This window comes from Aeromonas sobria, assembly GCF_006243315.1.
Lineage (GTDB): Bacteria > Pseudomonadota > Gammaproteobacteria > Enterobacterales > Aeromonadaceae > Aeromonas > Aeromonas sobria_A.
Genome location: NZ_NKWE01000018.1, coordinates 35,971 through 49,433 on the forward strand (window position 1 = coordinate 35,971; position 13,463 = coordinate 49,433).

Below are 13,463 nucleotides of genomic sequence, written 5' to 3' on the forward strand. Positions count from 1 at the left end.
CGTCTATAGCAAAACCAGAAGTTGGCACCTTCCATTTCAGAATGTGCGTTAATATTTTGTTGTCACCACTAAATACAATATTGTCAGCAAAACTTATCCCCGCAGCAACCTCTTGTTTCGAGACATAAATCGAGGCATAAATCGGGGCATAAAAAGCCGGAGCAGATGGCTCCGGCTGATCAATGGGCACCGTTTTCGGCAACATTAGCGTGGCGATTCGTCGTTGTAGAGTCGCCGGATCTCGTTGCGCAACCACATCACCTTGGCATCCTGATTGTGCCGCTTGTGCCACAGCAGGATGAAGGCGATCTCCAACTGGGCGTAGAGCTTCTCCGGCAGCGGCAGTGGCATGGCGATCAGATTGCCGTGATGCCGACTGGCATAACCCCCGCAGTAGGAGGGGGCCACCGCAATCAGCTCATGGCTCGACTGGGAGGCGATATGCAGCGCCTGCTCGAAGCTGGAGACCATGATGGGCACCTCCCGCTTCAGCCCCTCATCCTCCAGCAGGCTGTCGAGGGCCCAGGTATCGTTCGCTTCCCACACCATGCTGATCTGGGGGCAGGCCAGAAAGTTCTCCAGCGACCACTTCTGCTCGAGCAAGGGGTGATCCTTGCGCAGAAAGACCACTGGACGATCGGTGAACAGTACCTCGTGATCTATGTAGTAGGGCAACCGGTTGACCTTGGCTTGGGAGCGGCCATGGGTCTCGCGGGCACAAAAGCCGAGATCCGCATCGCCGTTGACGATGTCGTTGAGGGAGTGGTGATCCCACCCCAGCATCCTGACCACCGAGTTGGGGTACTTCTGGTAGATGGTCATCGGCAGATCGCTCAGGAAGCTGATGTAGAAGGGGGACTCCATCACCAGGGTGAAGCGGGCACCGTCGGGGATCGCGTCGCTATTGAGCGAGGTGATGCTGTCGGTGAGCTGGAACCAGACCTTCAGCTCCTCCTCCAGGGTCAGGGAGAGGTTGGTGGGCTGCAATCCCTGGCGCACCCGCACAAACAGCGGATCGTCAAACCACTCCCGCAACTTGGCGAGGGACTTGCTCACCGCCGACGGGGTGACACAGAGCTTTTTGGCCGCCCCAGCCACACTGCGCGCCTGCATCAGGTGCTTGAAGACCACCAACAGGTTCAAATCGAGTTCACCCAGATTGCGCATATCCCCTCTCATCTTTGGTTATCCTCGCGACCGCACTTCGCGAAGCGCGAGCCATGGTACCAGCCCTTTGACGGCCAGGTAACTGAGCAGTGCCAGCAACAGGGCGTAGATCAGCATCTCGGTCGGGGCAAAGCCAAGCTGGCCCAGCAGCCAGATATAGAGGCCGGAGAGACTGATCTGCATGACGCAGAGCACGGCGCTGGCGAACGCCACATTTTGCTGACAACCATCCAGTGCCTCACCCATCGCCACCCCGAAGCCGCAGGAGAACCCGACACAGACCAGCGCAAACCCCGGCAACAGCAAGTGAATGTCTCCCCCCAGCTGCCAGCACCCGAGCAGAAAACATGCAGCCAGCAGATAAGCCAGATGGGACACGGCCAGCACCTTGTGCTTACCAAGCCAGCGCAACAGCAGCGGCGTCAGGAAGGAGGTGGACATGCTCACCCCGGCCATCACCATCATCACGATGGAGTACTGCTCGGTGGTAAAGCCAAACTCCTTCATCAGGATCAGCGGCGAGACGCTGACATAGACCAGAATGGCGGTCACGCTGGTACTGGTCAGCAGGGAGAGCAGCATAAAGCGCGGCGAGCGCAGCAGGGCAAAAGGCTGCGCCGTGCCACTTGCTGGTTGCCGGGCCGGGCGGGTCTCTTTTAGCAACAGCAGGTTAACCAGACCGCTAACGGCCGCCACCAGCGCCATCGCAATGAAGATCCCGCGCCAGTCAAAATGCGACAGGATGAGATAGCCAAGCACCGGCGCCAGCACCGGGATCACGCAGATGACCCCATTGATCATCGAGAGCGCCATCGCCAGCCGCTCCTGACTCAGCACATCCCGCAGCACGGTAAAGGTCATGATATAGAGCGCACCGGCGCCGACCCCTTGCCAGAAACGGCCGAGATAGAACTGCTTGATCCCCTCCGCATTACCCGCCACCAGCGAAGCGATGACAAAAATCAGCGCGCCCCCCAGCACCACCCAGCGCCGGCCGTAGCGATCGGCAATCATCCCCCCCAGCAGCACGGTGGCCGCCATGCCGAACAGATAGATGGAGAAGGCGGTGTGGATCTGCGCCTCGCTCGCCTGCAGGGCATCGGCAATCTGGGGCACCGCCACCAGATAGAGATCGATCCCGACCGGATAGAGAATGATCATCAGAAAAGTGCATAACAGGAAAACAGGCATGGATGCTCCATAACAGATTGGCCCGCCAGCACCGGCCAGATGGCAGCAACAGGCAAAAAGAGTGGGCGGGGCCAAGGTGGTAACAAAGGTAGCAACGCAGCGCGTCGCAATGGGGGCAACTATATGGGCGCCCACCGCCCTCACCTAGTGAAGAGATGGCGATCGGTACATTCCAATCAGGAAATATCATCTTGAACTGCGTGCCTAAGCGGCCATATTGAATCGACCAGACACCACCGCAAACCGGGTCGCTTCCCGCTCATTGCCGTCTCATCGCCGCACATTTACCGCCCACCAGTTATCCGCCTTCGCCCTTGCGGGCGTATAAGCTGTAGGGGCGACGCAATACAGGGAATGTGTATGAAGGGAATGAAGAGAGAAGAGCAGATTGCTGGGCTGCTAGCGGCACTGGAGCGAGTCATTCTGGGCAAGTCGCTGCAACTGAAAATCGCGCTGGTGACCCTGCTGGCGCGCGGCCATCTGCTGATCGAGGATCTGCCCGGCATGGGCAAGACCACCCTGGCCCACGCGCTGGCGCAGGTGCTGGGGCTTGCATGCCGGCGGATGCAGTTCACCGCCGATCTGCTACCCGCCGACCTGCTGGGGTTGCAGATCTTTGACCCCCAGCAGCAAACATTTCGCTTTCACCCCGGCCCCATCTTCACCCAGGTGCTGCTGGCGGACGAGATCAACCGCGCCAGCCCCAAGGTGCAGAGCGCCCTGCTGGAAGCGATGGCCGAGGGACGTGTGAGCATCGAGGGCCACACTCATCCCCTCCCCGATCCGTTTTTCGTCATCGCTACCCAGAATCCGGCGGATCAGGCGGGCACCTATCCGCTGCCGGAGTCCCAACTCGACCGCTTCGCGGTGCGACTCTCGCTGGGCTTTCCACCGCGAGAGGCTGAGCGCCAGCTGCTGCGCGGCCACCAGCAATCAGCCCCGCTCCACCCTATGCTGGATGCCGTCGGGCTGGTGGCCTTGCAAAGCGAAGGGGATGCTATCCATGTTTCCGATGCCACCCTCGACTATCTGCTGGCGCTGGTACACCAGAGCCGCTTTGCGGGAGAATTGCCACAACCCCTCTCTCCTCGGGCGGCCCAGACCTTGCTGGCGGTGAGCCGGGCCTGGGCGCTGGTGGCGGGGCGGCGCTTCGTCACGGTGGAGGATGTGCAGGCGGTCTTCCCCTATGTGGCCGAGCATCGGCTGCGGGGCAGCTTCGGCGTGCAGCACGGCGACGCCTGCCCCCTGAGCCAGCGGCTGCTGGCCAGGGTCGATCCGGACCATCCCTGATGAGCGCCTTGCTGGCACGCTGGCGGCAAAGGAGAGAAAACTGGCAGCGGCGCTGGCTCGATCGCCGCATTCCCCCGGCCCGCCAAATCACGCTGGGGACCCACAGCCTCTTTATCCTGCCCACCCGCATGGGGCTGATCTATCTGCTGGTGCTGCTCGCCATCTATCTGCTCGGCACCAACTACCAGAACAATCTGGTGCTGCTGGTGGCCTACTGCCTCGGCAGCCTGTTTATGGCCGCCATGTGGCTCACCCATCGCAATCTGTTGGGGTTGGAGCTGCTGGGTGGCCCGCTGGTGCTGGGGGAGGCGGGCAGCCAATTGCCCATCCGGTTTACGGTACAGAGCCCGCGCCCGGTGCTGGCACTCCGCTTTAGCCTCAACGAAGGGACCCTCTGGCTGGCCCGGGCCGATGCTGTGCCCCGCACCTTGCTCCTGCCGGTATTGGGCACGCGCCGTGGGCCACTGCCCCTTGGTCGATTGCGGGTCGAGAGCCGCTACCCCCTCGGCCTGTTTCGCTGCTGGTCCCTGCTGGATCTGCAGTTGGAGGGCTGGCTCGCCCCCAAACCGGAGTACGGGGCGCTGAGGGGGGAAGCGTCGGGTGACAACAAGGGTCATCAGGGCCAGCCCGCTCCGGCCCCCCTTGGCGACTTTGATACCCTGCGGGCACACCAGGCTGGTGAGCCCCTCAGCCGCGTCGCCTGGAAGCAACTTGCCCAGGGGCGCGGCCTGCTGACCAAGCAGTTCAATGAACCACTGCAGGATGACACTCACCTTATGTTGCAACGGGTCGCGGGCGGAGATCTGGAGCAGCGGCTGGCGGTGCTGGCCTGGTGGTGCGCCGATTACGGCAAGCGGGGCATCCCCTTCACCCTGACGCTGGCCAACCAGACGCTGGGGCCCGATAGCGGCGCCGCCTTTGTGCAGCGCTGCCTGCTGGCACTGGCCCAATTCGATGCCAAACCACCGAAGAGCACGCCGGATGCTGCTCGATAACCGCCGCCTGCTGCCACTCATCGCCCTGCAACAGCTGTTGCTGGTGGCGGCGCTTTGGCCCCAGTTGCAGCTCTGGGTGGTGGCGGTGGGCGCCATCACTCTCGGCATCCGGGCCATGATGCTGTGGCGCGGCTGGCCGCCCCTTCCTGCCCGCTGGTTGGCGCTGCTGGCGATGACTACCGTGGCGTTGCTGGGGTTGCAGTGGCGCGGCTTGGGCACCCTGCCCGCCCTGATCAATCTGCTCTGGCTCGGCTATAGCCTGAAGATGATCGAGGTGCGGCGCGAGCGGGATATCGAGCAGGTGCTGCTGCTCGCCTTTTTTCTCATCGCACTGGCGCTGGTGCAGCGACAAAGCATCGGCTGGACGGCCGGGCTGGCAGTGGCGCTCTGGCTGGCGGTGACCGCACTGGTGGCCGCCATCGCCCCCGAGCAGAAACGGCCGTGGCGCAGCGCGGGCGTCGCCCTGCTGCTGGCGCTTCCCCTGCTTATCACTCTATTTTTGCTGCTGCCAAGGCTCCCACCCCTCTGGCAAATGCCCACCACCAGCCGCGCCCTGTCGGGACTGTCGGAAGAGCTGGCCCCCGGCGATATCAGCGAACTGGTCAACTCATCGGAACTGGCCTTTCGGGTCACCTTTGCCGATGGCCCGCCCCCAGCCCGCGAGCGCTACTTTCCGGTGATGCGGCAGGAGGTTTTCGATGGCCAGCGCTGGCTGCTGAGCCCAGAGATCAAGGCGTGGCAGCAGACCGTGCCGGTGCAAACCGGGCTCACCCTTCTGGCGTCCTCTTCACCGGCCAACAATCAACTGGCAGATAGCCCGCTCCCCGCCGGGAGCTACGAGGTGATCGCCGAGCCCCAACGCCACCGCTGGGCCTTTGCCCTCAGTGAGCCAATCATACTGGCGGGTCCGGTGCTGCTTACCCCTCTCGACACCCTCTATCGCCAGGGGAGCGGCGAGGTGGCGATCCGCTACCGCATCGACCAAAGCGAGACGCAGCCCGAGGCCGACAGCCAAGCCGCTCAACGCAACCTGCAACTGCCAGCCGGGGGCAACCCGAGAGCGCTAGCCTATGGCCAAGAACTGGCGGCACGCTATCCGGATCGCAGCGCGCTGGTCGCCACCCTGCTCGAACAGTTTCGCAGCCAATCCTATTACTACACTCTGACCCCGCCACGGCTTGGCAGTGACGGGGTGGATGGGTTCCTGTTCGATACCAAGCGCGGCTTTTGCGGCCACTACGCCATGACGACCGCCTTCGTGCTGCGCGCTGCCGGTATTCCGGCACGGCTGGTCACCGGTTATCTCGGCGGTGAGTGGAATCCCACGGGCAACTATCTGGCGGTACACCAGTTCGATGCTCACGCCTGGGTGGAGTATCTCGATGAAGGGGGAGTGTGGCGGCGAGTCGACCCCACTGCGGCGGTGGCGCCGGAGCGTATTGAGGGCGGAGTGAGGGAGGCCCTGAGCGACGAGTTTACCGCCGCCGATCCGCTCGCTTTGCAGCGTTATCGTAACTGGGCCCTGCTCAATCAATTGCGCTGGTGGGGCAGCAATATCGACTATCAGTGGAGTCGCTGGGTGATCGGCCACGATGCGGGCCAGCTCTGGCAGCAAATCGGCCTGCGCTGGCCGGCACTGGCGGGGCACACCCCCTGGTTGATCCTCGCCAGCCTGATGCTGGTCGCCCTGCTGGTGAGCCTGCCCCTGCTGTTGCCCGCCCGCCTGCCGCCAGAGCGGCGCATCTGGTTACCTCTGCTCAAACGAGGCAAACGCAGCGGCTGCCCCCCGCAACCCGCCGAGAGCATGGGGGCGTGGTGCGAGCGACTGGCGCAACTGCGCCCCGACCTTGCCCGCCCCTTGTTGCAGGCCGCCTGGCTCTATCGCCGCTGGCGTTATGCCCCCCTCAGCGAACGGCAACAACGGCGCAGCGGGCGCCAGTTAAAACGGCGACTGCACCTGATTTGTCACTGCTGGGATCAAGATCAATAAAGAGGCTACGTCCCCATTACGGCGTTGTTGACTAAATCCGAAGTGGGGGAGCCTCTCCCCAAGCGACTTATTTCGCTCAGTTCACCGGCCACCTGACAAGCATGCCAAGCCCCGTCAACCTCCGTTACCAGCTGCGAACAGGACCGGTATCGAGGTGCACAAAGTTGTCATGGGGATAGTAACCGACACCGCCCACCTTGAGATTGAGGGCCGCTTTGCGTAGATGGGCCAGCTGTACGCCGGGGATCCGCACATCTACCGCCTGACCTAGGGTGTGATAGCTGTGCTTGGCCACACCGCGGCTCTTGTGGCGCTTCTGGCGATTGGTGGCAGGAGCACGATAGCCGGAGATAAGCTGGATCTCGCTGCGCCGACCCAGTTTGTGCTGCAACAGAAACAGCTGATCAAACAGCTTCTTGTCGATGTTGAACACTTCATTGCGCCGGTAATCGCGGAAGATGTGGTTGAGTTCGGCCAATCCATCGCTCAGATAGTGGCCATTCTCCCAATAACTGGTGCGCACCCGCTCGCCGGTATTGAGATTGAAGAAACTGAGTTCACGCCCGGAGGTACTGCGGCTTGCCAGCGCAGGGAAGGAGAGCAGCGAGCCGCCCAGCAGGCAACCGGCTCCCAGCAACAGGCGGCGTCGACTTATCTCTTGTTCCAGCATAAGGGGCTCGTCCATCGCAGTTTCAAGCGAAAAAAGTTAAATGAGATCACAGGATAAATTTGATACAGGCGCTTGAAACTACCTTCCAGCAGGGGCCCATGTCAAACCTCCATTGCCCATAGAAAAGCCCGGCACAGGCCGGGCTTCTCACTCTGTGGCTGGGATCACAACAAGCGGCTCTGGAAGCTGACTCGATCAAATCCGTAGATGTCATTACGCAGTTGCTGGCGACCATTTTCGTCGATCCAGCTGCTCCAGTAGACGGTAAACACCGGGATCGGTGTGGTGAGCGGCAACCACTTGGTCTGGCTCTCCTTGAGAATATTGGCCACCTTGTCCGGTTGATAGCGGGAGTCCGCCAGCAGCAGCTCGGCCAGATCGTCCGCATGTTCCACCCGGATGCAGCCCGAGCTGAAGGCGCGCGCCCCCTGCTCGAACAGCGCCTTGCGCGGGGTAGAGTGCAGATAGATGGCATCATTATTGGGCAGGTAGAACTTGTAGCGACCCAGGGCATTGTGGTCACCCGGTTTTTGCCGCAAGCGATAGGGGAAACCAGCAGCCAGCGCCTGATGCCATCCCTCTTCGCTGAACTGCACCGGATTGCCCTCGCTGTCGATCACCTCGAACTGCTCGCGATTGAGGTAGGCAGGATCACGGCCCAGCTTGGGCAGAATGTCCTTGCTCAGGATCGAGCGCGGCACATGCCAGGAGGGGTTGAGCACGATAGAGCGGATCTCACTGGCCAGAATAGGGGTTGCCCGCTGCTCCTTGCCAACGATGACCCGGCTGGTAAATATCTCACTGCCCGCCTGCACCACACTCAGGCGGTAATCGGGAATGTTGACCAGCACATAGCGGCCACCGGCGAGCTTATCCACCAGATCGCGACGCCACAGGTTGCGCAGCAGCAAGCTGGCACGCACTTGCGGGCCGGTATTGAGCCAGGAGCGGGTCTGGCGGCCGATGATGCCGTCCGCAGTCAGGCCATGACGACGCTGGAACTGTTTGATCGCCTGCTCGGTATCGCCATCATAAATCAGATCACCATGGCTCGGCGCGCTATCACCCAGCTCGTTGAGCATGGTGCGGATCTGACCAAGCTCGGCTGAGCTCTCTCCGGCTCGCAGGGTCGGCATCTCCAACGTCGGCCACTTGCTGGCCATCGGCATCGCCAGCAGCTTGTGCACTTTGGCCCGCACCGCCTCATATTCCGCCACCTGAGGACGCAGGGATTTCACCTGGGCCAGCAAGTCATCATCGCTGGGCTTGCTGACCACAGGGCGCTTCAAATCGAATTTGAGGGTCTTCATCTGCTCGCGAGAGACCAGATCCATCCCCCGCCAGGCATGCTGGAAACGGCTCAACTTGGCAAAAATATCGTCATAGATGGCGCCACGCTTGGTGGCAGGGGTCGCCTGCAGCCGTTTCCACAAGGTGAAAAAATCGGGGTGCAGCTGGGCCAACACAGCCTCTTGTAGCTGTTGTTCCAACTCGATACGAACCAGTTCAGCCTGACTACCCTGATACCAGTCATGCTGAGGTTCACTGGCCGCCACCACCATCTGTGATTCTGCCGCATGAACTACCCCGGCAGGCCAACATCCCAGCCACACCAGATTGGCAAGGGCCAGCCAATACTTCATCCCCATGGACACCTCAAAACGGTTTATTCATTCAGTCAGCCCTGATATTCAGGCCTGATGCTCAGGCCGCTCATCATGCGTGAACAGTCATCACTTTGCTAGCGCCCGGGGCCATAACGTTGCCAGATAATGTCGTATGCATCTGTTCCCTTAAACGCGGTTAACGCCTGATTAAATTGTTGCAAGAACTGCGGCGACACACTGCGTTTGCTCAGCATAAAAAAGCTCGGCGATTCATACACCACCATGGGGTGAGAGGCGAATTGGCCACTCCTGCCTTCCTTTTTCAGCCCACTGGGTGTCGCCAACATGTCACCGAGAAAGCCATCAATGCGCCCCCGGGCCAACTTGTCGTAGTTCTGTTTGTCACTCACCTCACTCACCTGTTTGGCATAACGGCCGAGCAGCGCCATCACCCCATCACCATAAAAGTACTCTTTGGTGACGCCGAGGGTATACCCCTTGGCCAACCAGCTCGCCAGATCCGGCTCTGAGTAGTTGCTGTCCTTGCGGACCCATAACAGGGTACGCCCGGGGTTGTAAGCGTCTGAAAACCAGGCGTAACGGGCACGCTCATCATTGATGTTCGCCTCCATCGCCATGTCTATCTCGCCGTACTCCATCTCATGGAGTACCCGCTTCCAGGGCAGCTCGACATAGTTGACCTTGCACTGCATCGAGGAGAGCACGGCCGTCAGCACTTCGGCGGCATAACCGCGCACCTGTTGCGGTGAGTCGGCCTCGTGATAATGGTAAGGAGGCCAGTTATCGTAACCGACCTGAATGGGCTCGGGACAAAGTGCCTTGGCAAAGGCCATTGGCGCCCATAACCCGCATAACAGGCAGTAAGAGATCAACTTCATAGGTCATCCTTGACGAAAAGATGGGCCATCATAAAACGGCCCCAGTAAAATGGCGATAGAGGGTACATAACTATGGCGTGCGCTAAAAAATGGCACAACAAAACGGTGATGCTTGCCAATCTGCTTGTGTGATCACCACGGATTCCGGTCACTGGCGCCTCGCCAACTCTGTATATTGGAAAAAACTGCGCTATTTGGCACAAGGGCAAAGAGGGGTTAATATGTGACCAAATTTTTTTTTGTGATCCACTATGCTTTTTTTGCAATTGGATTAGCATATGCGCGACATCGGCCTACCAATTCTGTCAGGCGTAGAGAGTGATATGACGTACAAAAAGTTCGGTTTTCTGACTGCCATCCTAGCGTTAAGCGGTTTTTATCTTTACACCCTCTATCTGGCTGCTCACCCCAACGTGAGCCTGGCCTACAAACTCTATTATCTGGAAGGCAAAACCCGCTTCTGGGAACACAACTCCAGCATGACCTATCAGCCAGGCAACGAGCTCAATCTGACCAAGCCGAGCCGCTTCCTCTCCAGCGAAGGCTGGGCCAAAAAGCCAAGCGATGCAGGCACCCTGCTCACCGGTCAAGGCGGTCTCTATTTTGTGCTGCCAAAACAGTCAGCCAATCCTGATCAACTGACGGTACACGCCCGCATCAACAGCCCGGAGGCTGGCGCTCTGCTGAAGGTGGCCCTAGGCCACGACTTCACCACCACCATTAAAATGGCCAAAGCGGGTATCAACGAGATCCGTCTCAGCCTGCCCGGTGACTCTCTTACCGCAGACCCCAAACACCCCAACTTTCTGGCACTCTCGGCACCTACTCCCATCAGCGTGGAGTCGGTACGTTTGACTGTTGCCCAGTGATCCTTGCGCCGAATACCATTTTATAAAAACAACTATCTCTAATAAGGACGTTCTTATGTCGCATCCAGATTTTCGACTCTCTCTGGTCGTTCCCGTTTATAACGAGGAAGAGAGTATCGATGCCTTCATCAACGCGATAGACAACGAACTGGCCCCACTGAAAGACCAGCTTGAAATTGTATTCGTCAACGATGGTAGCCGTGACCGCACCCGTGAAGTGGTCGAGCAGGCCATCGCCCGTGACCCGCGCATCACGCTAGTCAACCTGGCCCGCAACTTTGGCAAGGAGGCCGCGATGACCGCTGGCCTGCACCATGCCAAAGGGGACGCCATCGTGCCGATGGACGTGGATCTGCAAGACCCGCCCGCGCTTATTCTGGAATTCGTCAAACTGTGGCAGACCGGTGACTACGACACCGTCTTCGGCATCCGGGTCGATCGCAGTGCCGATACCCCGATGAAGCGCCTGACCGCCGGTGGCTTCTACCGCTTCTTCAACGCCCTCTCCACCAGCACCAAGTTGCCGGAGAACGCCGGTGACTTCCGCCTGATCGACCGCAAAGTGGTCGAAGCCATCAAACAACTGCCCGAGCGCAACCGCTTTATGAAGGGTCTGTTCGCCTGGGCCGGTTTCCGTGCCGTGGGTGTGCCCTACGAGCGCCCCGCCCGCCATGCCGGTGAAACCAAATTCAACTACTGGAAACTGTGGAACTTCGCCCTCGACGGTCTGCTCAGCTTCTCCAGCTGGCCACTGCGAGTGTGGAGCTATGTAGGGGTAAGCGTCTCGCTGGTTGCCTTCCTTTACATCCTGAAAATCATCACTCAGGTGCTCTTCTTCGGCATCGACGTGCCAGGTTATGCTTCCCTGATGTCAGCGGTGCTGTTCATCGGCGGCATTCAGTTGATTTCGCTGGGCATCATCGGCGAGTACATTGGCCGCATTTTTGTGGAAGTGAAACAGCGCCCGGTCTACCTCATCGAAGGGGTTTACGGCCAATATGCCAAGCAAGAGGCCGACCAGCCACAGGCTGAGCAAGAGCAGCAGGAGCAAGCGCCTCAATGATCTCCCGCGAGGAATTCTGGCGGCTGGTACGTTTCGGTTTTGTCGGCGGGGGGGCTACCCTCGTCGACCTTGGCACCTCCATCGCACTGTTTCACACCTGGCCGACCATGTCGGAGCATCTGGTAACGACCCTGGCCTTTGCCATCGCGTTCTGGTTCTCCTTCTTTGGTCACCGCTACATCACCTTCCAGAAGCAGGGAGCCGCCAGCAAGTTTCTGCTGGTCGCTCTCTTCTCGCTGGCGGTACGTAACCTGATCCTGAGCGGCCTGCTGTTTGCCGGGCTCTCCGGTCTGCTGCCGGTGGTCATCGCCACCCTGACCGTTACCGTCCTCACTTACGTTCTCTCTCGCGTCTGGGTTTTTGCCTGATGAATGATATGACCAATACTGCCCCGTTAACCGGGGCTGCACTCCCCTATCGCCCGTCACTGCGCATCAGCGGCCGTGACTGGTTGATGATCATCGCCGCCTTCATGCTGAGCCGGGTGGCGCTTTATGGCATGGGCTACTTCGGTGTCCAGCTCTATGGCTCCCCCGATATCGGCCCGCTGCAGGCCTATTGCCAGTTCGACTGCGTCTGGTTCCAGCGCATCATCGAAAACGGCTACGACCTCTACCCCCGCTGGCTGAGCAAGGGCAATGCGGCCAACTGGGCCTTTATGCCGCTCTATCCGATGGTCTCCGGTGCCATCTCCAACCTGTTCAATGTCGAGAGCCTGATCGGCCTCATCATTGTCGCCAACGCCTCTTTCTTCGCCAGTTTGGCGCTGATGTTACTGGTGCTGCGCCAGCTCAAGCTGGGGGATGACACCGCCCGCTTCGGCGTCTGGCTGCTCGCCTTCTCCCCCTTCTCCGCCTACTTCGTCTCCGGTTATACCGAATCGACCTTTATGGCGCTGATGCTGGGGATGTTCCTGTTCGCCTATCGGGAACAGTGGCTGATGGTTGCCCTGCTGGGGGTCTGTATCTCCAGTACCCGTAACCTGGGCGTGATGATGGTCTTCCCGGTGCTGATCCTGGCGCTGCAGGCTTACGGCTGGCGGGAGTTTTTCCGCTTCACCGAGCGCGCCTTCAAGGTGGTATTCACCCTCTGGATGATCCCCTTTGGCCTGTTTGCCTACATGGTCTACCTCTATCACCTGACCGGCGATGCCTTTGCCTTCAAACATATTCAGGTGGCCTGGGGCCGTTACATGGACAGCCCGCTGGACTGGTGGCTGAGCGGATTCGAGCTGGGCGGCCGCAAGGCTTACCTCTCCATCATGGTGATCTTCGGCTGGTGTCTGAACGGCTACCTGTTCAGCCAGAAGCGCTGGGCTGAAGCGACCCTGATGTTCATCTGCTGCACCATTCCGCTGATGACCGGCCTCAACGCCATGCCACGCTACATGTTCGGGCTCTACCCGACCATGCTGGCCATAATACTGCTGACCCATCGCTGGCCCGCCATCCGCCCTGCGGTGCTCTGCCTCAGCGGCATGGTGGCCTCCTTTATCGCGGTGGCCTTCGTCAACTTCAAGTTCTTCACCGTCTGATTTTACGGCGATGCTTCGAACCTCAAATGCCGGTCACCTGACCGGCATTTTTTATCACCAGATTTATCTCACTCCCGTCCCCATCACACTTTCCTCGGCTTGAAAACGTAACCATTTGAACTGATGTCACAAATCGGCATTTTGCCGATCCAAGGCGCGCTTTGCTGCTCCTAGAATGGGCCCTTGTC

General features: G+C 59.9%; 12 protein-coding genes. 7 read left to right on the forward strand and 5 right to left on the reverse strand.

The genetic code is table 11. From position 1 onward, the window contains the following. Positions 1 to 204 precede the first annotated feature (204 nt). Positions 205 to 1,167, reverse strand: a complete 963-nt coding sequence (yidZ, locus tag CF137_RS04720) for an HTH-type transcriptional regulator YidZ (RefSeq protein WP_139718227.1) — start codon at positions 1,165 to 1,167, stop codon at positions 205 to 207. An 18-nt stretch (positions 1,168 to 1,185) separates the two neighbouring features. Continuing rightward, positions 1,186 to 2,358: an MFS transporter gene (locus CF137_RS04725; RefSeq protein WP_139718207.1), complete on the reverse strand. Its 1,173-nt coding sequence runs from the start codon at positions 2,356 to 2,358 to the stop codon at positions 1,186 to 1,188. A gap of 360 nt (positions 2,359 to 2,718) precedes the next feature. Between CF137_RS04725 and CF137_RS04730 the strand changes: the two genes are divergently transcribed. Genes CF137_RS04730 through CF137_RS04740 form a run of 3 tightly spaced genes read left to right on the forward strand, consistent with a single transcriptional unit; the run spans position 2,719 to position 6,633 of the window. Beyond that, a complete protein-coding gene (locus CF137_RS04730) occupies positions 2,719 to 3,648 on the forward strand; it encodes an AAA family ATPase (RefSeq protein ID WP_414731093.1) in 930 nt (309 codons plus the stop codon). After that, positions 3,648 to 4,643 (forward strand): DUF58 domain-containing protein, encoded by a 996-nt coding sequence (locus CF137_RS04735; RefSeq protein WP_139718208.1) that lies wholly within the window; start codon positions 3,648 to 3,650, stop codon positions 4,641 to 4,643. The genes CF137_RS04730 and CF137_RS04735 overlap by 1 nt, the downstream gene beginning before the upstream one ends. Continuing rightward, a complete protein-coding gene (locus CF137_RS04740) occupies positions 4,630 to 6,633 on the forward strand; it encodes a transglutaminase TgpA family protein (RefSeq protein WP_139718209.1) in 2,004 nt (667 codons plus the stop codon). The genes CF137_RS04735 and CF137_RS04740 overlap by 14 nt, the downstream gene beginning before the upstream one ends. 124 nt (positions 6,634 to 6,757) lie before the next feature. Here CF137_RS04740 and CF137_RS04745 read toward each other — a convergent pair whose 3' ends face one another. From CF137_RS04745 to CF137_RS04755, 3 genes are all read right to left on the reverse strand, one after another. Beyond that, positions 6,758 to 7,303, reverse strand: a complete 546-nt coding sequence (locus CF137_RS04745) for a peptidoglycan L,D-endopeptidase MepK (RefSeq protein ID WP_139691272.1) — start codon at positions 7,301 to 7,303, stop codon at positions 6,758 to 6,760. Positions 7,304 to 7,467: 164 nt separating this feature from the next. Beyond that, the gene (locus tag CF137_RS04750) at positions 7,468 to 8,952 is read right to left on the reverse strand and encodes a L,D-transpeptidase family protein (RefSeq protein WP_139718210.1); all 1,485 of its coding nucleotides are present in this window, start codon (positions 8,950 to 8,952) and stop codon (positions 7,468 to 7,470) included. Positions 8,953 to 9,044: 92 nt separating this feature from the next. Continuing rightward, on the reverse strand, positions 9,045 to 9,809 hold the full coding sequence (locus tag CF137_RS04755; protein WP_139718211.1) for a substrate-binding periplasmic protein: 765 nt from the start codon (positions 9,807 to 9,809) through the stop codon (positions 9,045 to 9,047). Between the two features lie 323 nt (positions 9,810 to 10,132). Here CF137_RS04755 and CF137_RS04760 point away from each other — a divergent pair, with 323 nt between their 5' ends. The 4 genes from CF137_RS04760 to CF137_RS04775 are packed head-to-tail and all read left to right on the forward strand — an operon-like array spanning position 10,133 to position 13,275. Beyond that, complete coding sequence (locus tag CF137_RS04760; protein ID WP_139691248.1) at positions 10,133 to 10,678, forward strand: hypothetical protein; 546 nt, start codon at positions 10,133 to 10,135, stop codon at positions 10,676 to 10,678. A 55-nt stretch (positions 10,679 to 10,733) separates the two neighbouring features. After that, complete coding sequence (locus tag CF137_RS04765; RefSeq protein ID WP_139718212.1) at positions 10,734 to 11,741, forward strand: glycosyltransferase family 2 protein; 1,008 nt, start codon at positions 10,734 to 10,736, stop codon at positions 11,739 to 11,741. Next, entirely contained in the window at positions 11,738 to 12,109 is a 372-nt protein-coding gene (locus CF137_RS04770) for a GtrA family protein (protein ID WP_042020504.1), read from the forward strand. Before CF137_RS04765 ends, CF137_RS04770 begins: the two co-directional genes overlap by 4 nt. Continuing rightward, positions 12,109 to 13,275 (forward strand): hypothetical protein, encoded by a 1,167-nt coding sequence (locus CF137_RS04775; RefSeq protein WP_139691246.1) that lies wholly within the window; start codon positions 12,109 to 12,111, stop codon positions 13,273 to 13,275. The genes CF137_RS04770 and CF137_RS04775 overlap by 1 nt, the downstream gene beginning before the upstream one ends. Positions 13,276 to 13,463 lie beyond the last annotated feature (188 nt).